This window comes from Bradyrhizobium niftali (assembly GCF_004571025.1).
Taxonomy (GTDB): Bacteria; Pseudomonadota; Alphaproteobacteria; order Rhizobiales; family Xanthobacteraceae; genus Bradyrhizobium; species Bradyrhizobium niftali.
Genome location: NZ_SPQT01000015.1, coordinates 241504 through 264643, shown reverse-complemented (window position 1 = coordinate 264643; position 23140 = coordinate 241504). Strand labels below are relative to the sequence as shown.

The 23140-nt window shown below is 58.5% G+C and carries 17 protein-coding genes; 13 read left to right on the top strand and 4 right to left on the bottom strand.

The features are described 5' to 3' along the window. The first annotated feature begins 119 nt into the window (after positions 1-119). The 6 genes from E4K65_RS25345 (at position 120) to E4K65_RS25320 (ending at position 8088) form a co-directional block, all read left to right on the top strand. Positions 120-353: a YjiS-like domain-containing protein gene (locus E4K65_RS25345; protein WP_135176437.1), complete on the top strand. Its 234-nt coding sequence runs from the start codon at positions 120-122 to the stop codon at positions 351-353. Between the two features lie 626 nt (positions 354-979). Next, positions 980-1624, top strand: a complete 645-nt coding sequence (locus tag E4K65_RS25340) for a hypothetical protein (RefSeq protein ID WP_347340967.1) — start codon at positions 980-982, stop codon at positions 1622-1624. 157 nt (positions 1625-1781) lie between these two features. Next, entirely contained in the window at positions 1782-4169 is a 2388-nt protein-coding gene (locus tag E4K65_RS25335) for a di-heme oxidoredictase family protein (RefSeq protein WP_135176436.1), read from the top strand. A gap of 663 nt (positions 4170-4832) precedes the next feature. After that, the gene (locus E4K65_RS25330; protein ID WP_235885720.1) at positions 4833-5588 is read left to right on the top strand and encodes a DUF4336 domain-containing protein; all 756 of its coding nucleotides are present in this window, start codon (positions 4833-4835) and stop codon (positions 5586-5588) included. A gap of 330 nt (positions 5589-5918) precedes the next feature. Further along, the gene (locus tag E4K65_RS48785; protein WP_235885719.1) at positions 5919-6566 is read left to right on the top strand and encodes a hypothetical protein; all 648 of its coding nucleotides are present in this window, start codon (positions 5919-5921) and stop codon (positions 6564-6566) included. 169 nt (positions 6567-6735) lie between these two features. Continuing rightward, positions 6736-8088: a transposase gene (locus E4K65_RS25320; protein WP_135176435.1), complete on the top strand. Its 1353-nt coding sequence runs from the start codon at positions 6736-6738 to the stop codon at positions 8086-8088. Between the two features lie 611 nt (positions 8089-8699). Here the strand turns inward: E4K65_RS25320 and E4K65_RS25315 are convergent. Continuing rightward, entirely contained in the window at positions 8700-9776 is a 1077-nt protein-coding gene (locus E4K65_RS25315) for an IS110 family RNA-guided transposase (protein WP_135176434.1), read from the bottom strand. Between the two features lie 118 nt (positions 9777-9894). On the opposite strand from E4K65_RS25315, the gene E4K65_RS25310 reads away from it, so the two are divergent. The 6 genes from E4K65_RS25310 to E4K65_RS25285 all read left to right on the top strand — a co-directional run bounded on the left by E4K65_RS25310 (position 9895) and on the right by E4K65_RS25285 (position 15542). Beyond that, positions 9895-10251 (top strand): serine hydrolase domain-containing protein, encoded by a 357-nt coding sequence (locus E4K65_RS25310; RefSeq protein WP_167771118.1) that lies wholly within the window; start codon positions 9895-9897, stop codon positions 10249-10251. Between the two features lie 53 nt (positions 10252-10304). Further along, complete coding sequence (locus E4K65_RS25305; RefSeq protein ID WP_235885718.1) at positions 10305-11261, top strand: c-type cytochrome; 957 nt, start codon at positions 10305-10307, stop codon at positions 11259-11261. A gap of 356 nt (positions 11262-11617) precedes the next feature. Continuing rightward, complete coding sequence (locus E4K65_RS47455) at positions 11618-11794, top strand: hypothetical protein (RefSeq protein WP_167771117.1); 177 nt, start codon at positions 11618-11620, stop codon at positions 11792-11794. A 397-nt stretch (positions 11795-12191) separates the two neighbouring features. Further along, positions 12192-12983, top strand: coding sequence for an outer membrane protein (locus E4K65_RS25300; RefSeq protein ID WP_167771116.1), 792 nt, complete (start codon positions 12192-12194; stop codon positions 12981-12983). A 1042-nt stretch (positions 12984-14025) separates the two neighbouring features. Beyond that, positions 14026-14367 carry a cupin domain-containing protein gene (locus E4K65_RS25290; protein ID WP_135176431.1) on the top strand — a complete coding sequence of 114 codons (342 nt, stop codon included), beginning with the start codon at positions 14026-14028 and terminating at the stop codon, positions 14365-14367. A 182-nt stretch (positions 14368-14549) separates the two neighbouring features. Beyond that, positions 14550-15542, top strand: coding sequence for an ABC transporter substrate-binding protein (locus tag E4K65_RS25285; RefSeq protein ID WP_135176430.1), 993 nt, complete (start codon positions 14550-14552; stop codon positions 15540-15542). A gap of 173 nt (positions 15543-15715) precedes the next feature. On the opposite strand, the gene E4K65_RS25280 is transcribed toward E4K65_RS25285, so the two are convergent. Beyond that, positions 15716-17506, bottom strand: a complete 1791-nt coding sequence (locus tag E4K65_RS25280) for an adenylate/guanylate cyclase domain-containing protein (protein ID WP_283813882.1) — start codon at positions 17504-17506, stop codon at positions 15716-15718. A 938-nt stretch (positions 17507-18444) separates the two neighbouring features. On the opposite strand from E4K65_RS25280, the gene E4K65_RS25275 reads away from it, so the two are divergent. After that, positions 18445-20181: an adenylate/guanylate cyclase domain-containing protein gene (locus E4K65_RS25275; RefSeq protein WP_167771115.1), complete on the top strand. Its 1737-nt coding sequence runs from the start codon at positions 18445-18447 to the stop codon at positions 20179-20181. Positions 20182-20392: 211 nt separating this feature from the next. Here the strand turns inward: E4K65_RS25275 and E4K65_RS25270 are convergent, their stop codons facing one another. Together E4K65_RS25270 and E4K65_RS25265 are read right to left on the bottom strand one after the other, a co-directional pair. After that, positions 20393-20779: a cupin domain-containing protein gene (locus E4K65_RS25270; RefSeq protein WP_135176427.1), complete on the bottom strand. Its 387-nt coding sequence runs from the start codon at positions 20777-20779 to the stop codon at positions 20393-20395. Between the two features lie 356 nt (positions 20780-21135). Next, on the bottom strand, positions 21136-22905 hold the full coding sequence (locus E4K65_RS25265) for an adenylate/guanylate cyclase domain-containing protein (RefSeq protein WP_235885717.1): 1770 nt from the start codon (positions 22903-22905) through the stop codon (positions 21136-21138). Positions 22906-23140: the final 235 nt, after the last annotated feature.

Genomic DNA, 23140 nt, shown 5'->3' with positions numbered 1-23140 from the left:
ATGTCCTCGGTGGTCATCTGCTCCGCTGCCATCACAACCTATCTTTAGGACTGCACCCGCAAACAAGGCGGCGGCGATGATGCGTCTGCCGGCCGAGTTGGGACTCCGGAGATTGCGCGATGAGCACGATCTATAGCGCATTAGGGGGGGACAGACGGCTCGCTTCTGGACGGCGCGTCGTCAGCTTTTTGGAAAGATATTGGGAGGCGTTTCAAGAACGGCGCGAACGGGAGAGGCTACGCGCCGCTCTGTCCGATCTAAGTGACAGGGAACTGATGGACATCGGCACGTCGCGTGGCGAGATCGACTACGTCGCCTCGAATCGAGGTAGCGACCCGCGAGGCGTCCGATAAACGCAAGGAGAGTGCCATGCCAACTCGTTGTTCGGATCGCGCTCCCGCAGACCACGACCTCGCGATGCGCCTCCTTCAAGTCGATCGCTCCTGCTGTGAAAGCTATTGGCTCGAGGAGCCCAAGCGGCAACCGGCCGGCATGATCGCTCGAAATGTTACGACCGCAGCGTCGTGCCTTCGCCCAGCTTGGGACCGCTTGGCCTCAGTCCGGCGAGCGGTGTTGGCGATTGTCCTAACGACCAAAACCAGTCCCGGAATACGACAGTCGTGGATCTGCATTTCGTCTCCCCGGCGAGGACGGTCGTATGCTATGTTTTCAGCACATCATTCCTCCTAGGTCTGATGTGGGCGGGCGGTCAGGCTTACAGACTGCCGCCTGTCATTTGGTATTGGAATACTTGAGCCATTCGGCCCCGCCTCCGGACGCATTTCAAAAGTCGGCCGGGCGATGTTTCATTGATGCATTTCCCTCCGTTCTTCCCCTTGACTCGGAGGCGGGCTTTTTCTGTCAAGTGTTACCACGAAGCGATTTTCGCGCGTCTATTATCAAAAACCGAGCCGCTCCTTATTCGGGTGCAAGGCGGAGTAGCGGTCACTTCATCCTTTCGATGCTCTGTGCAGCCTGCATGCTTCAATCCGCGAATAACGCGTGGGCTCAATGCACCGCCCGCGATGTCTTGCAGAACCAGCTAAAACTCAAGACGCGCTCCGCCCAGCCGCCCCAACAGCCTATCAAGTCCGCCCGCGATGTTGCGACATGGAAGACGATTACAATTGGCACCTTCGCTGACTTGATTAGGCTGCGCAACGACATGGACCGTATGGGCTGCAATATCGGTGGGCAAGCCGCTGAAATTCTTGCTCGACCGACGTTCACCGTTACCTCTCATAAGACAGATGTGGACCTCGTCGCCCTATCGCCAGCCCAGCTAGGATTCACGTCCGATACCGTGAGCTTGGCCACGGTTTACGCGCGCGCTCGACAGCTCGGCTTTGAACTTGCTGCGGCCGAGGTCGGCCCGCAATTGCGAATCCAATATCTCGACCAACCCATGGGTGAATTTCTCATTATCGGAATGGAGCCAATCAAGAAGTGGAGCGGCGAGCCGATTATTCTGAATGTGGCAAATGGCGGAGCCGGATTGATCCTAATCGGCCAAGACGGTAGAGCCGGAGCGGAAATACCCGTGACATCTCGTTTTGTTTTCGCGCGGCCCCATCGACCCGCACCCAGCACCGAACTCGAGCAGGCAGCAACGTTTCCACCGTGAACAGGAGCGTCCTCAAGCTGAGAAGTTTTACCGGCAAACTGAGACCTCCACGGGACGTGGCCTGCCGTCCGGGCGCTGTTCTGAATTTCGGAGAAGTCAGCCGATCAGCCGTCAGACCAAAGCTTAGGCTATCGAAACCGCAACCTAGGAGGGCGTTATGTTTGATCGTGTCCTCGCATTGGTTTGTTTTTTCTCGCTGTTGTTGTCTATTCCTGCACGAGCACAGGAGCACGTGGATGGATTGAGCGCTCGGATAATAGCGGTCGGCATACCTGGTGCGAGCGCGGTCGCGCCTGTCGGGACATTCCACAAGGGTGGACCAATCCACGACAAACCGGAATTCGCGGCATTCACTCAGCCTGGCCAAGTTTTGGATCCGAAACGGATCCTGGTCACAAGTCATTCCAATTTTGGTGCACCGCTCGCACGGCTGGAGGCTGCCGAAGGTGCTGTGCTTTCGCTTGATCCAAACGGCCCCACGCTAATCATCCCCAAGCAATTCGCAGCCAATGGGGAACAGGCACATGCGTTGGAAGGGCGGATTCAACTCTTCACCGCACAAAGTCCTAAGTTCCTGAATAGTATCCACTCCCCTGGCGCAGCGAGCGCAACCTTTCCGTCGGTTAGCAATCCCATCGGGATCTCGATCAATAATGGATTCGGCCGATTGTGGTTTTCCAACACTCCCTATGGGGCGCAGCAGATCGGAGCGGAGTCGATTGTCGATCCGACGGGAGAACCTTTGAACAACGCGCCGAGCAAGTTGCTCGGGGGAGTATTTGCGGGAAGTTTGACCAATCGCGCGGAACAAGTAATACCGGGCGCGTTAAATTCCGGCGCCGTTGCCAGTGCATTGCTTGGCATGTCGCCTGACGGCAGCAAGCGCGCAGTATTCGCGGTGTTGGCGGCAGATGGCTCAGTGGTCCAAACTCATACCGAATTCGCGCTCGATGGACTTGCTCCGCCGGCCACCATCACGCCGATTGCTGTCCCCGCGCCTGCAGTCGCTGTGACAACGATGCGGACTCGGGCGGGGATGATCTTTAACTGGGTACCCGATCGGGTCCTGTATATCACGGACGCGTCGCGTAACGCGGTTGTGGCGCTTACGCTTACCAGCGACGAAAAGGTCTTCCGGATCAGGGATAATCGGACGTTCACCCCGCCGGAGTTGAATGTACCAGTCGACCTCGCTCCCGTCGTTTCTGAAATTGCCAACCCAGGATTCGCCAGCAACACGACCCTTGCCGGCAATTCGGACATGTATGTGCTGAATCGCGGTAATGGCACCATTGTGCGCATGCGCCAGGATGGCACGGTTGTTGCCGCTAGAAAGGTCACCCTCGAGAGCGGTGAGGAATTCGGCCCAGGACAGCTCAATGGCATAGCTGTGTCGCCCGACGCTCAGCGCATCTGGGTGACCGTCAGCGGAGCGATTCCCAGCTATCCCGACGACCCTGGCGTTCTGCTCGAACTTCCTGCATTCGGGTCAGATCGTGCAAGTCTCGCTGACCCCGCAAAACTCACGTCGAGCGAACTTGGGGCTACCCTCTTTCGCAAGGAATTCTCGCCACTAGACGGACTAGGTCCGCTCTACAATGCCCGATCGTGCCTTGCATGCCATCAAAGTCCAGCACCGGGCGGCATGGGACGTAATGGTCTTGCGTTGGTGTCCCGGGTCGGACGCATCGACGAGGGACCGACCGAGTTCCGCGACGTAGTTCCAGTCGCCCGTTCGGCCTCAGTTGCCTGGCTCGGCGTCCCTTGCCGATTGGCACGCGGTCCCCCAGCCTCCGCAAATGTGATTTCACTTCGCAATGCGTCCCCCCTTTACGGCCTTGGATCGATTGAAGAGATCACCGACGAAGTGATCATTGCCAACGCGAATCTGCAGCGCAGGCCGAAAGGTCGGCCAAACTGGGTAAAGGATAGCCACGGCCAGGAAAGGGTCGGTCGCTACGGCTGGAAGGCCGACGTCGCCCGTCTTGAGGAATTTGTTGCGCTTGCCTTTCGCAATGAAATGGGCATCACGAGTCCACTGGCTCCGCGAGACACTGCATATGACGATAACAGCTGCGGCAAAGCCGGTCCCGGATTAGACGATGATGGATCAATCATTCGCGCGGTGACGGCCTATCTACTAGCTTTGCCTGCGCAATCGCCCGATCCTTCCAAGGGCAGCGACGCGATATCCGTGGAGCAAGGCCAGAACCTGTTCTCGTCCATTGGCTGCGCAATGTGCCATACGCCAGCGCTCGCATCCAGGGGGGGTGATGTTGCGCTCTATTCGGACTTGCTTTTGCACGACATGGGACCTTCTTTCAACGATGGAATCATTCAAGGCGCTGCCACCGGCGCCGAATGGCGAACAACGCCGCTTAGAGGTTTTCGTCTGCGTGCCCGATTTCTGCACGACGGCAGGGCCGAGACTCCGGTCGATGCTATTTTGGCGCACGATGGCGATGGTGCGGCCGCGGCACGCTCATTCCGTCAGCTACCTGAGGCACATAGAAAGGCGCTGTTGGCTTTCATGTCCACGCTTTGAAGCGTGTTTTCGGATCAGAGCCCAAGGGAGGCGCCTTATCTCCGCTTTGCGCCGGGGACTGCCGGCCCCGCGACATCGCCTGCGATTGGAAGCATTCTTATCTTTCGACGGATCTTCCAAGGACGATGGGAACAGATATTCTGGACCTCTTTCCTTGTCGTGATTGCCGCTTTTTACCTAAGCTTCGCTGCCTATTTCGGGGCCTCAACTCATGCCTGGCAAACTGAAGTAGTCGGCGTTGCTACGTCATGCATGGGCTCTGGGATCTATCCCATTGTCTGTCCGGCTCGTCACTTGCGGGCCTGTCGATAACAGAAATTCCACTGGGTTACGGTATCTTTTGCTCAACGTACGATTTTGCGGTCGCGTGTTATCTCATGATAAGTGACACTGCATGGCACGAGTCGGGCAAGTTCGACCTTTACTTCTGGCGACATCGCCCGTGAGCCTGCACTCCCGGTCGGCATCTTTTATTGTGACTTCAAAACTCGCCCATTTCCGCACATGGCCCCATTGCGTCATTTCGCTGCGATGCGGAATTTGGTCGCCATCCGGGGATAGCGGACATAGCTGGACTTGCTGGCGGCCAGACCCCGACGCGAATGACCCCCGTTGCAGACATCCCGTGATTAGAGATACTCCGTCCATGAAGCTATCCGGAAGATGGCTGTGGGTGCCTCTCTCTACGAACCAATCAACGTATTTAAGCCGATGGGGCCGGACATCGGAATAGTCGATGGCCCATTCGAGTATTTGACCGTGGCTGGCGTCACGTTGCCGCTGCCTTTCACCACGCGGATGACGGTCGTGCGCCTTTCGAATGGTGATCTATTCCTGCAGTCGCCGATCAAGTTTGATGAGGCGCTGGCAAGCGAGCTGCAGCGGATGGGGACAATCCGACATCTCGTGTCACCCAACCAGTTTCACTACGCTCATATCGGGGAGTGGTCGAAAGCCTTTCCCGACGCGATCTCATGGGCTTCACCGCGTGTACGCCAAAGAGCGCGCGCTCGACACATCGAGGTCACGTTTGCGCGAGACCTCGACGTCAATCCGCCGGAAGAATGGCGGCAAGACATCGACCAGACGCTATTTCCCGGTGGGTACTTCAAAGAGTTCATTTTCTTTCACAAGAAATCGAAGACGCTGGTCCTCACGGACACGATTATCAACATCGAGCTGGATAAGATGCCCGAACCTTGGCGAACGGCGACAAAGCTCAGCGGGATGTACCATCCCCGCGGGCAAATATTCTTTGGCATGCGGCTGCCGCTACTACTGCAGCCGCGAAAGGCTAGAGCAGCATTCGCAAAAATCCACTCGTGGCGACCGGAGCGCATTATGCTCAGCCATGGCCGGTGTTTCGAGTGTCATGGCGACGAAGTCATCAGGAGGATATTTGGAACGCCGGCGCCTTGAAGGTAAAACTCATTCGGCCGCGCCGAGAGCCCATTTCCGCCTTTGGGCCCAAGCGGTCCTAACCGCAGCGCAGCAGTCTCCCGCCTTACACAGATGTGCTATCCTGTCGGTCGGAGGCGCCGACCGCGCCCACCTCGATTCAGGACCTCCTCGCCTGCGGCGAGGTGATCCGATGAAACGACGCGAATTCATCAGGCTTGTCGGCGGCGCGGCGCTCGGTCCCGAGGGAATGATGGCCTACCAAGACACTTTGTTCAGCGGCACCAACACCGGTGGATCTAGGGTCATGTGTGGCACCACTTCGCTTCCTCTGAAATGGTGAAGTAGCGGATGCCAGTCTCGGCTTACCTCAAGGCAGGCTTGTTCGTGGTCGCGGCGGCCGCCGCATTGTTCGCAGCAGCCGGCACGGTCGCCATCCCGGGCTTTTGGGCGTATTTCGCAATCTTCGCCGTCGTCATGATCGTTTCGTTCGCGGCGCTCGATCCGGACCTCCTGCGCGAACGCATGCGGCCGGGCGGCAAGAAGCCGCCGCTCGGGTTGAGGGGCTTCTCGCTCGTTCTGTTCATGCATTGGATCGTTGCCGGACTCGACCGTGGCCGTTTCCATTGGAGCGACGACGTGCCCGGCAGGCTGCAAGGCATTTGCCTGTTAACGGTCGGGTCCGGTTACGCCCTGGCACTATGGGCTATGCGCGTGAACCGGCTTTTCTCGTCAGTCATTCGCATCCAGACCGACCGCGGCCAGCACGTCGCCCTACGCCTTCGTCCGCCATCCCGGATACACCGCCGGGACTCTGATTATAGCAGCAAGCGGACCCGCACTCGGATCTTGGCTCGCTGCCGCGCTCGTTGTGATCTTCAGCCTGCCGTTTCTGCTCTATCGCGCTATCACAGAGGATCGAATTCTTCAGGTGGAGCTTGCGGGCTATTCGGATTACGCCGCGCGGTCCGTTGGCGGCTCATTCCGGGGATTTGGTGAGAGCCAAACCTCTTGGGAAAGCATGCTCCTCACCAAACCGGGCCGTTGCCATCTCGGAGAGGAAGCAAGCGAGCCATGTCTGAAAGTGGCCGATTCTGTTGAAAAAGGCGGCTGTTGCGACGCAGATAGATCAGTGATTCAGTCTGTCTAGTTGGCAGGACTGAAGATCATGATGGGGCATCGGCAAGTCGAGCAGGCCGCTTTGTTCTACGAGTTCTCACTTGAGAAGCATATTCCCGCCGATCACCTGCTCAGGTCGATCGACAGGTTTGTTGACCTCGAAGAGATCAAGCGGGACCTGGCACCTTTCTACAGCAACATCGGTCGGCCTTCGATCGATCCGGAGCTCATGATCCGGATGCTGCTGATCGGTTACTGCTTCGGCATCCGATCAGAGCGGCGCCTGTGCGATGAAGTTCACCTTAATTTGGCCGACCGGTGGTTCTGCCGGCTCAGTCTCGACGGGGCGGTGCCGGATCACTCGACGTTCTCCAAGAACAGGCACGGCCGCTTCCGGCAAAGCGATCTCTTCCGACGCGTGTTCGAGTGCGTGTTGCGCCGCTGCATCGAGGAGCGGCTGGTCGGCGGTGAAGGGTTTGCAGTCGATGCGAGCCTGATCAAGGCCGATGCCAATCGGCAGAAGGGCATCGAAGGCGACAAGGGACTTTCGCCGGCGGCTGCCGGACGAGCCATCGATGAGTATCTAGCTGTCCTCGACGATGCAGCCTTCGGGGCAGCGACCGAAGTCCCCCCGAAGTTCGTGTCGCCCTCCGACCCGGCGGCGCGCTGGACCGGGGCTCACGGTGGCCAAGCCTTCTTCGCCTACTCCACGAACTACCTGATCGACGTCGAGAACGCTATCATCATCGATGTTGAGGCGACGACGGCGATCCGGCAGGCGGAGGTGCTGGCTGCCAAGCGCATGATTGAGCGCTCGCTCGAACGGTTCGATCTCTATCCAAGCCGGCTCCTCGGCGACAGCGGTTATGGCTCGGCCGAGATGCTCGCCTGGTTGCTCTATGAGCACGGCATCGAGCCACACGTTACAGTGTTCGACAAGTCGGCGCGCACAGACGGGATCTTCTCGCGCGACGACTTTACCTATGACCATACCGGAGACGTCTATCGTTGCCCCGATGGCAAAGTTCTGACCACGACCGGAACGCTGGTGAATGATGGTGCCACCATGCTTTACCTCGCCAGCAAGCGCGATTGTGATCGCTGCGCATTGAAGCTCCGGTGCTGTCCCACGCAGGCCTCACGGAGGATGCCACACTCGATCTACGAGGGCGCTCGCGACATGGCGCGCCAGATCGCAAGATCATGGGAGGGCCGCACTTCTCGCCGGCTCCGCAAGAAGATCGAGATGCTGTTCGCGCACCTCAAGCGCATTCTCAAGCTCGATCGCCTGCGACTAAGAGGTCCGAACGGCGCGCGCGACGAGTTCACCCTCGCAGCCACCGCCCAGAACATCCGCAAAATGGCCAAGCTGATCCCAATGCCAACCCCAAGGCTCGCATAAGAGCTGGTGAGCCCTTCGGCCGCATCGGCGCTCGCACCGTTACAACGAACTACTTCCGGCCTTTTTCAACGGAATCGGCCCCTAGGCCGAAGAGCGCTTAAGCCATCGTGATGTCGGCTGTTCGTGGTAAACCGGTCGCCGAGCCGCGCTTGCCTCGACCGCCGCTTTTGACCCAACTGTATGGTCCGGCCGCGCGGTGCAAGAGGTTTCGTCGACCTGGTTGACGCGGTCTTGCAATACTGTATCCGGCCTCTGATTAGAGCGTGTGCTCCGGGCCACCATGGATATCAGCGCGCATGCGACCTGATTCTCGGATAGGCCTCGAACGGGCTAGTTGGGTCACCAGTGTTCGCAAGCGCCGGGAAGACCGATCCTCCATCTCTACTCATCCTCTCGCAGACCTTGGCGGGTAAAAGCTGTTGGCTAAATCATCAATAGCTCCTCCTGTTATGCTGTTCCTTTGTTTGCGCCGAGGACCGTTCCTTCGTCCCGGCCTGCGCGTGGCTTCGCGTCGCGCACAGGGGTCGTCAAGGTTGGCCGTCGCGCTTGTCTTGCCTCTCTTGTCCTGCTGCCAGGCCACGCCTTGACGGGCCCGAGCACGACGTCGAGGATCACGCTGGACGGGACGCCATCGCGTCGGTCTTGATGCACGCGAAGGCGCGTCCCTTGTTGAGAACCGCCCAGGCGATGCGGGCGAGTTTGTTGGCCAGCGCAATGGCGAGCACGTTGTGGTGGAGTCGCCTCTTCGCCGCCTCGATCCAAGACTTGAGCCCATAGCGTTCCCAATGCTCCGGCCCGAGCTTGACCAGCACGACCCAGGCTGCCTGAACGAAGAGGACGCGCAGATAGCGATTGCCGCGCTTTGATATGCTGCCGAGGATCGTGCGGTCTCCCGTCGAGATCTGTTTCGGGACCAGCCCGAGCCAGGCGCCGAAGTCGCGGCCCTTGGAGAACACATCGCCGGTGCCGATCGCGGCCACCATCGCACTCGAGATGATCGGGCCAATGCCGGGCACCGTCATTAGGCGCTCGCAGTGCTGATCTTGATGGGCAAGCATTTCAATCTCGCTGGTGAGGCCCTCGATTCGCGTATCGAGGCAACGCCAGTCTACTGACAGGTCTTCGAGGATGCGCACCATGCGATGGGAGATGACATCGGTGCGCGACGCCAGGATGCCCGGAAGCTCAATGCGCAGGAAACGCAGTCCCTGCCGTACGGCAATGCCGCGCTCCAGCAGAAAGGCCCGGATCTGATTAATGATGCCGGTCCGTTGACTGACCAACCGTTCACGCACGCGGTGCAGCGCCTGCAGGTCGAGCTGGTCGGAGGTCTTGGTCGCCACGAACTTCATGGTTGGGCGCTGCACGGCCTCGGCGATCGCTTCAGCATCGCGATAGTCATTCTTGTCACCTTTGCTATACGGCCGCACGTATTTCGCCGGCATCAGCCGGGCGTCGTGACCAAGCGCCTGAAGTTTGCGACTGAGATGATGCGCCCCGGTGCAGGCCTCCATGCCGATGAGGCACGGCGGCAGGTTGGCAAGCCGCGCTTCCACCTGGCCGCGCGACCACTTCTGGCGCAGTACTAGGGCTCCACGCCGATCTTGGCCGACAATGTGGAACGAATTCTTGCCGATATCGATGCCGATCGCGGCGATCTTGCCGTTGAGTTGTCTGGGACATGGCATACTCCCTTGTCTTCGGTGCCCTTACCAGTTTGGCTCGCTGGCAGGGCTGGAGCACGGCCGGACCATCCCATCCTCGGCAATCAAGAGGCGGTACGAACCGAACGGCGGGGGAAGGGCGATGGGCAGCGCGCGACCTTTTATGGCGGCAATCGGCATCTCGCTATTCATTGCCGCAGGGTTTCCGGCCCGCCAGACCAGGGCACAGCAGGCCACTGCATCGACGGCGGAAACACTTGCCAAGCTCTCGGCGACAATCGCCGGGCAATGCCCGTCGGCCAGGGCGCTGGTGCTGGCGCGCGGCAACTGCATCCTTCATGAATACCACGCCAACAATTCGCCCGACGTGCAATGGCCGGTGCATTCGGCGACGAAGAGCGTGTTGTCCATTCTCGTCGGCATTGCCATCGACAAGGGCCTCTTGCGGCTGGATCAGAAGCTACCCGAACTGGTTACTCAGGATTCGAAGTTGTCGTAGGCGACACGATGTAATACGTTTTTGAACCAGGCGTCAGAACGGTGGGGGATAAGATGCGCATGCTCGCAGCTATCCTACTGTTGCCCATTGTCGCGCTTGCCGTTCAACCGGCACGCAGCGAAGGTCCGCCCGCGTGGGCCTATCCGGTCAATCCGCCCGGCTTCAAACCGGCGCTCGACGATGGCAAGCCACGATCGGTTCCGGACAGCGGCGCGTCCTATACGGTTCCGCAAACCCGAGATCTATTTCTGGCACCGGTCTGGCATCCCGAAGACCATCCTGCGCTTCCCGATATCGTTGCGCACGGGAGGAAGCCCGACGTGTTCGCTTGCGGTTTTTGTCATAGGGCGAATGGTCAAGGCGGTCCGGAAAATGCTGACCTCGCCGGACTGCCAGCGAGCTACATTATTCAACAGATGGCAGACTACAAAAACGGAATGAGAACGACGGCGGTGCAAAATCGCGCTCCGCAAACGCTGATGATCTCGCTTGCGAAAAGCGTAAGTGATTCCGAAATCGCGGTAGCGGCGGCGTATTTTTCGTCACTAAAACCGCGCGAGCGCATCCGCGTCGTGGAAACGGATGTCGTGCCGAAGACTTTCGTCGCCGGATGGTTCCTCGCCGATCTTGGTAATGGGGAGAAGGAACCGATCGGAAGCCGTATTATCGAGGTGCCCGAAGATCTCGCGCAGTTCGAGAATCGTGATAGTCGCGCCCGGTTCATTGCCTATGTACCGCCCGGCGCGGTCAAAAAAGGAGAAGCGCTGGTCGCGAGCGGCGGCGGCAAGGCGGTGTCTTGCGGTGTTTGCCACGGGCCAACGCTGCACGGGCTCGGTCCGATCCCGCCCCTAGCGGGCCGTTCGCCGAGTTATATCACTCGCCAGCTGTACGAGTTTCAGCACGGAGTGCGGACCGGAGCATGGAGCCCGCTGATGTCCAATGCCGTCACTAACTTGACTGAGGATGATCTGATTTCGATCAGCGCCTATCTGGCGTCACTAAAACCCTAGCGCGGCCTACGGGTCTAGCAATCTTCGTGCGGCATCGGCGGTATTCTTCACAGGCGTGAATCAGAAATCCCGCCATTTGGCCATTCAAACGTCGCTCAGTTCGTCGGCGAAGTATCCGACGTGTCGCGGGCATCCGATCCCGCAACGTTATGAAACAGCCGGAATATCCGCTGATGGCCCGTTTGAGACATGCCGGGGCGGTTTGACGATGTCCGTTCACAGGGGTGAACCGGAAGAGAGCGGTACGCGGCCAAAGTGACGCGATCGATCCGGAACGGACCTCGTCAAGCGAACGCACCCGTTGCAGACGATCTGTACAACGCGTACCGTCGCCGATGCCGACGCAAGGAACCCCAATGACTGATCGAGAAAAGATTCTAATTGCCCTTCGCGAGAAGCCTTTAAAGGCTTTCGAAATCATGAAGCGCGTGAACATAAAGCATCAGGACGACTGCCAATCGCTCCTGTTGAAGATGCGTGACGACGGCGTCGTGAAGTTCGATATTCACAAGGGACATTGGCTCGCTGCGTGACAACGTTCGCTTGGTCACCGGCGGCTGGGAGAGTTGCTTCCAAGTTCCTTTCATCGGAGAGAACGACTAGCCGCCTTCGGGCGGCTGTTCTTTTGTGCGGCGGCTGTCCACCGACGCTGACAATGTCGGTTCATCGAGGAGGACCGGAAGTGCGCGGCTGATCGCCAAACCGACGCGATTGACCCGAATTGGACATTCGCCTGTCCACGGTCCACAGCGTCGACTGCTGGACCAATATTCGTTACTCGCGCTTACGGTTAACTATTTATTAACCACAGAAGCCCAGCTTGCCCAGGGGCACCGACGATAGAAGCGCATGCAGGTTCAACCCGTAGTTTAGAGTCAACCAAACAAATTCAGCCTGCGAAAGTCGCTTCGTTTACCGATGGAGCCACTGATGTTTCGCGCAGTTAGCCTTCTTCTAGTAGTTTCAACTTTCACGCCTTCTTGGGCAGCAGACCTGCCTGTAAAGATACCCCCAAGCCGCATGATTTATAGTTGGACTGGCTTCTATGCGGGTCTCAGCGGGGGCTATAACGACATTCGCACGATACCAACGACAACCTTTACCGATCCGAACGGCGTCATTGGATCCGTCATCGATGCCGGCATTCTCTTACTTCCCAAACCGCAAAATGGCTTCGGCTTCATTGGCGGCGGTCAAATCGGTTACAACTTCCAAACTGGTATTTGGTTGGTAGGTGTCGAAAGCGATCTATCAGTCACAGCTGCAAAAAGCAGTGAAACCATGACTGGTATCGCATCGTCGTTTGCGCCGATCATCGCGACGACCCTAACGCAACGCTTGAACGTCCTCGGGACAACCCGTGCTCGATTCGGCGTAGTCTCAAATAATGTGATGCTCTACGGAACAGGCGGCCTAGCATACGGTCACATCGAAGATTCTCTTTTTATTCGCAACACCGATGATCTCACGCAAAACTTTTCGTCGGCGCGATCTGGGATGCAGGTTGGCTGGACCGCAGGTGCTGGCGTTGAAGTTGGCATGGACCAATGGTCGGCGAAATTCGAATACCTCTACTATGATCTTGGCAACAGGACGTCAGTGGCACTGCCGTCTGACAGCGTGGGATTGCCAGGGGCGTTCGCGACGCTGGATCAAAGCACGCGAGGCCAGCTATTGCGTGTTGGTTTGAACTACCGTTTCACCTCCGGCGAGGTCCGATAGATCCTATCAGGACGTTCGATATCGGCGCCAACTCGAAATAGCCGAGTGCGCGCGGTGCGTGAGTGTTGCACCTTCGGTCCGTTAGACCGTACCAAAATGCGGTGCATCTCTGCGCGTGTCTCTTCATGGCCCTTAACCGAAGGTCGATTGAGCGCGTGTCATGTCGGCTGTCAGGGGCAAACCGGACGCCGATCCAACTTGGCGTCCACCGCTGCTTTTGATCCATCAGCCGACGCAGGCGGAGTTCTCAGTTGCCGGTACGTTCCCATAGCTTTTCGGGTGCTGGCCTGTTTTGAGCGCGGTGGCCTAGTTTGAAAGTAGTGGTGGCCTAGTTTAAATTTTTCTGGCTTTCGATGGTCCTATAGGGGAGACCGTCGGAATGCCTGTCGTGCCCCACCAGAACGAGCGCGTTGAACTCGCAATGCGAATTTTGGAATGCCGCCAAAAGCTGGGCGTCTGAAGCGGATCTTGGAGAAGTGGTGCCCGACCTTCCCAGGCTACTGTCTCTATCATCCCAGCAGAAGGCAGACGCCTCCCGCATTGGCTGCACTCGTTGCAGCGCTTCGCTACAAACCCTAGCCGGTTGGACACAACGGAACGATTAGGCGCTAACCGATATTTGCAGCTCGGCGCCTGATGGCCTTTACGGCAACGCCGGATCACCGCAGCCCGGGACGTTCGATTTGAGGTCCGAGTGAAGCTGCGCGTATCAGCGATTGAATTCGTTGACGTCTCCGCCCCTTCTGGTGGCGGTAGCGCGCTGCGGGAGTTGCGGCGCGCGTATCTCGCTGCGCTCGCGCGGCGGGCGGTCGAGGCGGAGCCTATCTGCTATTGCGGTGACGTCCGCTTTTGGGGGCGAGTTCAACCGACCGCTGCAACACATTCTGCGAACTTCTCAGCCGGCGTTGGCAAAAACCTAGAGATTTGCTAAGTTGGGGTATTCTCAATCAAGTATTTGGAGGAAGTAATGCTTGTCAGGTACTTACTTTCCACCGCCGTAGTCATGTTGGCGATGACCGGTATCGCTGCCGCTTAGCAGCATCTGCCAGCGGCGACCCAGCAAACCGCGACGATAAAGCGAACGCCACTACAGAAGTTTGATGTGCCCGGCACGAACTATGAGACGGTGATTGGAATTGCTGAAGTCGTGCCCAATGCGAATATTGGGCGCCACACGCATCCTGGTCCGGAGTCAGGCTTTATGCTTGATGGCGAAATGGTGCTCATGGTCGATGGTCAACCAGACAAGACGGTAAAGTCCGGTGAGAGCTACCAACTTGCACCTGGTGTTATTCACGATGCAAAAGCCGGACCGAACGGCGCGAAAGTGATTGCTACTTACGTTGTCGAGAAAGGAAAACCGCTCGCCTCTCCGGCTCCATAGTGCATCGGGTCAATCGCTTCGTCTCCGTGAGGTTCGGTCCAGCCTCAATCGCTGCCGGGCCAAGCGTCGTCGCCATGTTCGTCTTCGGGCCCACAAGCAGAGTCAGATTCATCCGATGAAGTTTCCCTCGGGGGTCGATATTCGTTTGCTGGTGGGAACCAACATCAGCCAGAGGTGCGTTCATGAAATTGCGCTGGAGGATAATCGCGTCAATCTTTGTTTTGGTCGCATGCGGAGATGCAAGCGCGCAGCAACCGAACCGGCAGTTCCGGGTTGGAATCATGTCGAATACGACTGCTGCCGTCTTCTTTGATCAACTCCGCAAAGATTTTGCAAATCTGGGATATGTCGAAGGTCGCGATATTACTTTCGAGCCAAGATGGGCTCAGGGGCAGTTGGACCGTCATCCCGGTTTTGCCGACGAGCTTGCTCGCCTTGAACTCGACCTGATCATGACCTACGGCGGGGTAGCAACCGCTGCTGCGCAAAAGGCAACCAGCAAGACCCCGATCGTGTTTACTATTGTTACTGATCCGATCGCGCTTGGCCTTGCTCGTGACATGAGTCGTCCGGGCGGCAATGCAACGGGAATTACCAGTCTCGACACGCAGCAAGCCGCAAAGCAATTCGAACTCCTCAAAGAGGCAGTGCCGAGCATCTCACGGGTAGCGATTCTGAGCGACGACACATTGCCCGGAGCCGATGCGAGTGGGTTCGTCCCGATCGAGAGGGAAAATCGCGCCGCAGCAATTGCGGTTGGGTTCGAGCCTTTCGTCGTGAGGGTCAAGGGCCCGACCGCCGAAGCGAAACTGGATGAGGCCTTTGCGGAGATCATGAAGCACGATGTGCAGGCGATCGTGATCGTCGAAGCGCCGGTTGTTTTCCCGCATGCAAAGCGCATCGCGGAGATTGCCGCTGAGAGAAAGTTGCCAACCGTGTTTCCCGGAAGCCAGGGAACCGCGGGCGGGCTATTCGCCTATGGTACCAGCGTGATCGACACATTTCCCAGAATGTCAATCATTGCGGATAAAGTTCTGAAGGGGACAAAGCCCGCCGAACTGCCAATTGAAATCATGAGAAAGCGAACGTTGATCGTAAATCAGCGGGCAGCAAAAGCTATTGGAATCACTGTACCCGCGAGCATTTTGCAGCGAGCAGACCGCGTCGTTGAGTAGGTGTCCAAGACGATGTCACATGTCTGCAAGGGGTCAAGATGCGAAATACTCTGCGCGAGCAGATATATTCCGCTTCGCCCCCAAACTCAGACATTGCTCGATGCGGTCGGTACTTCGCATTTGGGGCCATGTGTGGAAGTCGAGTCTCACCTAGCGGCCGCCTCCCGCGATGGTCATTCGGGCAGCCCGGCTCTCCTCAATCCTTCTTCGTACCGCGAGATGTCTTCGGCGCGTCGGTAGGGTCCCAACAAATCCTTGAGATTGGAAACACGCAACGTGGGATTCATCTGCCGCAGCCGCAGTAGCGCCTGATGTGCTTGCTCCGATCGACCGGCCATTGCACCGCTTGCGGCCTCCATGCGTAACGCAGGTTGAAAATCCTGATTATCCTGCAACGCCACTGCCGCCCACGATACTGCCTCATCATAGTGGCCGAGGAAGAAATGGGCATGCGAGAGCCCAGCTCGCACTCCGCTAATTGAGGGATCGAGCGGATTAAGGCGGATGGCACGTGCGAAGCGCTCGATGGCGGCTTCCGGCTCGCCTAGCCAGTTTTTCACCCACCCACCCCAGAACCATGCCTCCGCCCAATTAGAATTGAACGCAAGCGCGCGGTCAATCAAGGCGGCGCCTCCCCCAAGATCGCGCGCAACAAACGCTAATGTATATCCGCTCGCAGCAAGGGCGATTACATCGTCTTTTCCCAGCTCAACCGCCCTCTGAGCGAGCTTCTTCACTTTGGCAATTTCGGTGGGTGTGAATGAAATCCAGCCGTTCGTCTTGGCCCACGCGTAGCAAAGGGCGGCACGACCGTAAGCAGACGCAAAACCTGGGTCGAGCTTGATCACCTTATTGAAGAAGCGCAACGCCTCTTCGTTGGCTTGCCGATTAGTAATCCGATAAGAGCTGGCCAAACCCCGCAAATAGTGATCATAGGCGTCGAGACTCTCGGTCGGCTTGCGTTTGGCGCGCTCGATCTCGGCTTTTTCAACTGCCGGCGCGATCGCTCCGACAATGCTCTCGGTGACCTGGTCCTGAAGATCGAAGATGTCGCCTAGCCCGCCATCAAACCGGTTTGCCCAAAGATGCGCGCCAGCAGCAGTATCGACGAGCTGCCCCGTGATACGCACTCGGTTAGCCGCTCTGCGAACGCTCCCTTCCAACACATAGCGCACCCCAAGCTCGCGCCCAACCTGCTTCACATCAACAGCGCGTCCCTTGTATGTGAAGCTGGAGTTGCGGGCGATAACGAAGAGCGTTTTGAAGCGAGACAGTGCCGTGATAATGTCCTCGACAATGCCGTCCGCGAAGTAGTCCTGCTCTGGATCGCCGCTCATGTTCTGAAACGGGAGCACGGCGATAGACGGCTTGTCGGGAAGCGGCAGCGTCTGATGTTGGCTCACAGCCGAATCCGATTGTACGACGGAGCTGGTTTGACCAGTCAGCCGAACCCGCCACGCGCGCATAGGCTCAGCAATATTCTTGAGGGGCTGCGGCCCCATATCATCATAGGCAATGTCGACCTTGCCCCGGACCTGCCGATAGGCGTCATCGGACATGCAGACCCCACCCGGTTCGGCGATACCCTCGAGGCGGGCAGCAACGTTGACGCCATCGCCAAAGATGTCGTTGTCATCGAAAATGATGTCGCCGACGTTAATGCCGATTCGAAACTCGATCCTTTGATCCTGCGGCACGGCGGCATTTTGCTCGGCCATTCTGCGCTGGACTTCAACCGCATTGCGCACCGCATCGACTGCGCTGGCAAACTCGACCAGCATGCCGTCCCCAGTCGTCTTGACGATGCGGCCTCGATAGGAGGCTATGGCGGGGTCAACGATGGCCTTCCTAACAGCCTTAAGCCGGGCCAGCGTCCCTTCTTCGTCAGTCGTCATCAGGCGGCTATACCCGGCGACGTCCGCCGCCAGCACCGCTGCCAATCGCCGTTCCACGCGCTCGCTCAAGACGCACCTCGGCCCGGGAAATCGAAGCCAATTTAGCAGAAAAACCGGCCGATGTCCGATTAGGCCCAATGTTAGAGATGGTAGAGTCGAGGATGGGCGCGGTAGCTTGGGGCCTATGGCCAACGCCCCGTTTCCCATCCCCGCTCATCAAACCGGGCGTGCCGATTTCCGGCACCCGGCTTTCCGACTGGCTTCACCGCAAGGCACACGGCTTTGGCACGGTTAGTAACTCTCCTTCGCCGCTCGACACAGCAATCTCCGGCGGCGCCTGTCATTAGTGGTGTTTGCAGGCTCATCGCCAATCACTAGGACCTCGCCATCTTCAAAAGCGCACCAGAAGTCGGGGCCCTTTGCTCCACCGGCATTACCCGGCATCAACGCTCCTATTGCCCCGTCCGACTCCCACCATGGCCGCCGCCTTTCGCGACGTTGAGGCCGCTACCCTCGCCCTTGACGTGGGTCTCCCCCGTGACTACGAAAACCCCGGCGGATCGCGTGGGTGCGCGTGTCGATTACTTCCCCACACGTACGGCCTTCCCCAAATGACCGGAGGGTCGGCATCCGCATTAGAACTTTCGAGGCCTGCTCGGGCTTCACTTTGTTACGGCCCATCGGATCGCTCAGCAGCCCAAGGCCGCCTTTGTCGCAGGGCTCCGGCCCAGGCAGTTACCCGACCGTGCCGCCTGCCAGCTTCCGGACCAATCGACAATTATCCGGGAGAGAACCTCCCTCACTGATAGTTCGCGCCCTCGGGGCGCACGGTCAATTGCGTCATTCTGACAGCTGGCCGATAGCAATTCTAAGTGCGGTTGGCTCAAGGTGCCAAAAACCGGCCTCCGGACCCTCGCGAACGAGCGCGATTTAAGAGTTTAACACTGCATTGGCTGGCTGATCCTATGCTAAGCTGACACCCAATGCCAAGCCGGTTCGGACGGGTCATGAGCGCGCCCCGGAAGCTTGCTGCCATCCTTGCCGCCGATGTGGCGGGCTATACCCGGCTGACCGGTATTGACGAAGAGGGCACGCTTAAGCGCCTGCGCAAGCTTCGTCGCGAACTGATCAATCCCGCCGTTTCTCTCCATCGCGGCCGGATCGTGAAAACCACAGGCGACGGCATTCTCATCGAGTTTCCCTCCGTGGTGGACGCGGTCAGGTGTGCCCTTGATGTTCAGCGCGGGATGGACAGCCGGAATTCCGATTTCCCTGCGGAGCAGAGGATGGAGTTCCGCATAGGCATCCATCTCGGTGATGTGGTGATCGAGGGTGAGGACCTGCTCGGCGATGGTGTGAATGTGGCGGCTCGGTTGGAGGGGATTTCGGAGCCCGGTGGAATCTGCATTTCGGATGCAGCGTATCACCAGGTCCGCGATAGGCTAGATGTGAATTTCGAGGATGCTGGCGAGCAACAGCTCAAGAATATTGCTCGGCCGGTACACATATTTCACTTGCGGCTGGCTCGTAGCCTCACGCAAGCCAAGCCGGCCCTGCCGCTACCGGATAAGCCATCGATCGCAGCCTTGCCGTTTCAGAACATGAGCGGCGACCCCGAGCAGGAGTATTTCGCCGACGGCATCGTAGATGACATCATCACGGCGCTGACGCGGATGCGCTGGCTCTTCGTCATCGCTCGAAACTCGAGCTTCACCTACAAGGGCCGCGCGGTCGACGTGAAGCAGGTGGGTCGTGAGTTGGGGGTACGCTATGTGCTCGAAGGCGGCGTGCGGAAATCGGCGAACCGCGTCCGCATCACGGCGCAGCTGATAGACGCAATTACTGGAGCACACATCTGGGCCGAGCGGTATGATCGAGACCTCACCGATATCTTCGCCGTGCAGGACGAGATCACGGAGTGCGTTGCGGGCGCTATCGAGCCGGAACTACTCAAGATCGAGGGAGGTGCGGCAATCAGCCGAACGGAAAATCTCAACGCGTGGGACTTGGTGCGACAAGGTATGTGGCATTTCCATCAGGTCAGGCGTGAAACCCACTTCCGCGCCAGAGAGCTGTTCCGAGAGGCGCTCAAGCTCGACCCCAAGCTGCCGGAAGCGCATCTTTGGCTCGGCCGAGTCAACGGAGGGCTCCTCGCCTATGATTGGAGCAATGATCGCGCGGCCGATCTACGAGAGGGAACCGAGGCAGCACTGAAAGCCGTTCAGCTCGATGAGCGGAACCCCTACGCGCATTATGCCTTGGCCATCACCAGCGTATTTGCTGGCGCGGTGGAGCGCGCGATTCTCGCCGCGGAAACCGCGATAGCGCTGAGCCCGAGCTTTGCCCTTGGCCACATGGCGTTGGGTCTTGCGCGCCTCAATGCTGGCAAAGCCGTGGAGGCCATCGACCCAATTGAGCACGGCCTGCGACTGAGCCCATTCGATCCGCAAAATTTCGTCTGGCTTGGGAGCTTGGCCCTCGCCCAATACTTTGCCGGAAATCGAGAGGCGGCGCTCCAAACCGCAACGCGGGCATTGAGCATTCGACCCGACTGGGCGAACACGCTGGAGACGCTGGTAATTTGCTGCGCAGCCCTCGAACGACTCGATGAAGCGCGGGCCTTTGTCGAGCAGATGCGCCCACTGGAGAAGCCGCCTGACATGTTCGCTCAGATGAAGGCCCGTAGACCCGAGTGGGCCGCAGAGATGACGTCGATGCTGCGCAAAGCCGGGCTGCCGGAGTGATCAGCATGGCCGCGTGCGCCGAAGTGATCGAATGCCTAGGCGGGGTTGGCTTCGACGTCGATTTCCGCTGGGCCGAACACGAAGTCGGCTTTAGACGCTGCTCCGGCCCGACGTCCGTTCAGGGGTCAAAAGCAGAGTCGTGCACCGCAACTAGCAGCCTGAATTTCCGTAGTGCTTCCGTTTTGATATCCGCAACGGATTGGGGAGCGCGCTACGAGGCCTTATCGAAACCATCTGGCAGCGTAATCAGAATGAGGCTCTGGCCGTCCACAGGGTGACGTGAGACATGGCCCTTTCCATGCGTGTCCTCCACCAGCACAAAGCCACCGGCCGATACCTGCCGCATCTCCCCATCACTTGTCTCGAACTCCACGATGCCGTCGAGCCAGACTGCGAGCACCCGTCCTGGCGGCGTGTGCCAACCGGCTTCGCGCACGCCGGCCGGAACATGGACAAAGCGGATGCGTGACGCCGAATAATGAACCGAAAGCCCAAACGGCGCTTCGTTGGGGAAAAGCGGCGCCATGGTTACTGGGATATCGACTTCACCGAAATGGGACTCGCCATCCGGCGAGGCATAGATGCGTAGACATTTCATCACGATCCTCCGAAAGCCGAAGCGTCGGACAGCTTAGCGGACCGGTCGAGCAACTCCAGAGCATCTGAGGGAAACGCTATCGAAACGACTTGTCCACGCTACGTCGGCTTTCCCACTGATAGCGCCGAGGAGCGGACATCGCGCGAGGTCCAAAAAATGCCCACAAAAGATTCATGCAATGCAGCGAGAGCCACCAAGAGCCCAGTCTAAGCCCCAGCATTGGGCAGGCTCGAAGTCCGGTGGGTCACAAGCGGTCCTCGACCGGCTGCGCGCGGCAGGCCAGCAATGGGCCAATCGGCGACATCAATGACGACGTGATGACGTCCGACCACAAGCCGGTTGCAAGCCGCTTGTGTTTATTCGGGCATTCCCGCCTTGCGACCCGCCTCGCGCATTTTCGCGATCATGTCGATAGACCGGATCGGGGTGGAACCGCCGGGTCGAAGACGCCAGTTGGGCGCAATCCGGAGAAGTTGCGCTTTCACTTTTTGGGCATCTTCCATCCTTCCTGCCTCGACATGGCAAGCAACCGCTGTTGCGAGCCCGGGAATAAAATAAGGAAATGCTTGTATGGATTTATCCGCCCAATCTGCCGCTTCGGCAAAGCGGTTAGCGTTGAAGTGACCAAGCGCAAGGCCAGTCATCGTGGCGAAGGTGAATGGATCACGCGGACTGAAACGCATTGCCTGCTCAAAATCGGCAATTGCCGCGTCCGACATACCGTCACAAGCTCGAAGCCATCCTCGCGTATTATATGCTTGGCCAAAACTGGGATTTGAGCGAACAGCCCGCTCCACCATTTCGATAGCTGCTTCGCAATCCACCCGATTATGGAAAAGAGCCCAACCAAGGCCGACTAGAGTGGGCGCGTCATCGGTGCCGAGTTTTTTGACGCAGTCGGCAAAACGCGATAGCTCCGCATCGTCACTCGACACATCGGTTGGCCAATAATTGGCCCGTCGCCACATAAGGCACACAGCGGCAGCTCCGTATGACTGCGAAAACGTCGGATCAAGGGCCATCGCATTCCGAAAATGCTGGAGGGCGATGTCATTATTTTCCGGTGTCGTCGGCCAACTGATATGAGGAAGTCCACGATAGAGTTCGGTAACCGCATCGATGTTGCTGGGCGGCTTTCGTCTTGCTCGCTCGATCTCGGCGCGGTCGACTTCTGGTTCGATGGCTCCCACGACGTGCCGCGTAAGTTCGTCCTGCAAAAGAAATATATCGTCCAGCGTGCCCTCAAAGCGGTCCGCCCACAAATGGGCTCCGGTCGCGGCGTCTACAAGCTGCCCTGTGATCCGTACGCGAGCGCCGGCCTTGCGGACGCTGCCTTCGAGCACGTACCGCACTCCAAGCTCACGCCCAACCTGCTTGATATCGACAGCCCTGCCCTTGTAGGTAAAGCTGGAATTGCGGGCGATCACAAAAAAGGCCTTGAATTTCGAAAGCGCCGTGATGATGTCCTCGACCACCCCATCTGCAAAAAATTCTTGCTCGGGATCGCCGCTCATGTTCTGGAACGGCAGTACCGCGATTGAAGGCTTGTCGGGTAGGGTTAGTTGAGGCGCCAGTTCGATGACTTTGGTTGAAGGCAACTTGGCACCGGCCAACGCAAACACTCGCACAGGACGCGCGATGTTTTTGAGCGCGATCTCCCCCTTGTCGTCGAATGCAACATCAATACGGTCGCGGATCTGACGATAAGTATCGTCGGAAATACAGACACCGCCCGGCTCGGCTAGGCCTTCAAGGCGCGCTGCGATGTTGACGCCATCGCCAAATATATCATTGTCGTCAAAAATAATGTCGCCGACATGGATGCCGATGCGGAATTCGATCTGGGTATCGGGTAGTCCGGCAGCGCTTAGCCCAATCATACCGTCTTGCACTTCAATCGCACAGCGCACCGCATCCACCGCGCTGGCAAATTCGACTAGCATCCCGTCGCCGGTTGTTTTGACGATGCGGCCTCGATGCGCAGCGATGGTTGGATCAACGAGGTCCTTCCTGACCGCCTTGAGCCGGGTCAGGGTGCCTTCCTCATCGCCCCCCATGAGACGGCTGTACCCGGCGACATCAGCCGCCAGCACCGCTGCCAATCGCCGTTCCACCCGTTCGTCCATCAAGGAACGCCCCTAGATTGGTGATCTCGGTTTGCAGGACATGAAAGCACATTTGGCGGCGGCTGGGCTAGGCTCGTCGACTTCCGAGATGGGTCAACCTGAGAAGAACTCACCGTGAGCAAATCTAGTCCGCTCCAGCACGCTGAGCGGACTTCAACGAGACGTGCGGCCACTTCGCTGACGGGCCAACAGGTGACATTGAGCCGAAACGCCAGTAAGCTTCGGCTTTCGGGAC

Bases quoted from the DNA above. Each gene is read 5' to 3' on its own strand.
- E4K65_RS25270 (WP_135176427.1), bottom strand. From the start codon at position 20,779: ATGAAATGTCTACGCATCTATGCCTCGCCGGATGGCGAGTCCCATTTC.
- E4K65_RS25320 (WP_135176435.1), top strand. From the start codon at position 6,736: ATGATGGGGCATCGGCAAGTCGAGCAGGCCGCTTTGTTCTACGAGTTC.
- E4K65_RS25305 (WP_235885718.1), top strand. From the start codon at position 10,305: ATGCGCATGCTCGCAGCTATCCTACTGTTGCCCATTGTCGCGCTTGCC.
- E4K65_RS25310 (WP_167771118.1), top strand. From the start codon at position 9,895: ATGGGCAGCGCGCGACCTTTTATGGCGGCAATCGGCATCTCGCTATTC.
- E4K65_RS25335 (WP_135176436.1), top strand. From the start codon at position 1,782: ATGTTTGATCGTGTCCTCGCATTGGTTTGTTTTTTCTCGCTGTTGTTG.
- E4K65_RS25340 (WP_347340967.1), top strand. From the start codon at position 980: ATGCTTCAATCCGCGAATAACGCGTGGGCTCAATGCACCGCCCGCGAT.
- E4K65_RS25315 (WP_135176434.1), bottom strand. From the start codon at position 9,776: ATGCCATGTCCCAGACAACTCAACGGCAAGATCGCCGCGATCGGCATC.
- E4K65_RS47455 (WP_167771117.1), top strand. From the start codon at position 11,618: ATGACTGATCGAGAAAAGATTCTAATTGCCCTTCGCGAGAAGCCTTTA.
- E4K65_RS25345 (WP_135176437.1), top strand. From the start codon at position 120: ATGAGCACGATCTATAGCGCATTAGGGGGGGACAGACGGCTCGCTTCT.
- E4K65_RS25300 (WP_167771116.1), top strand. From the start codon at position 12,192: ATGTTTCGCGCAGTTAGCCTTCTTCTAGTAGTTTCAACTTTCACGCCT.
- E4K65_RS48785 (WP_235885719.1), top strand. From the start codon at position 5,919: ATGCCAGTCTCGGCTTACCTCAAGGCAGGCTTGTTCGTGGTCGCGGCG.
- E4K65_RS25265 (WP_235885717.1), bottom strand. From the start codon at position 22,905: ATGGACGAACGGGTGGAACGGCGATTGGCAGCGGTGCTGGCGGCTGAT.
- E4K65_RS25275 (WP_167771115.1), top strand. From the start codon at position 18,445: ATGAGCGCGCCCCGGAAGCTTGCTGCCATCCTTGCCGCCGATGTGGCG.
- E4K65_RS25285 (WP_135176430.1), top strand. From the start codon at position 14,550: ATGAAATTGCGCTGGAGGATAATCGCGTCAATCTTTGTTTTGGTCGCA.
- E4K65_RS25330 (WP_235885720.1), top strand. From the start codon at position 4,833: ATGGCTGTGGGTGCCTCTCTCTACGAACCAATCAACGTATTTAAGCCG.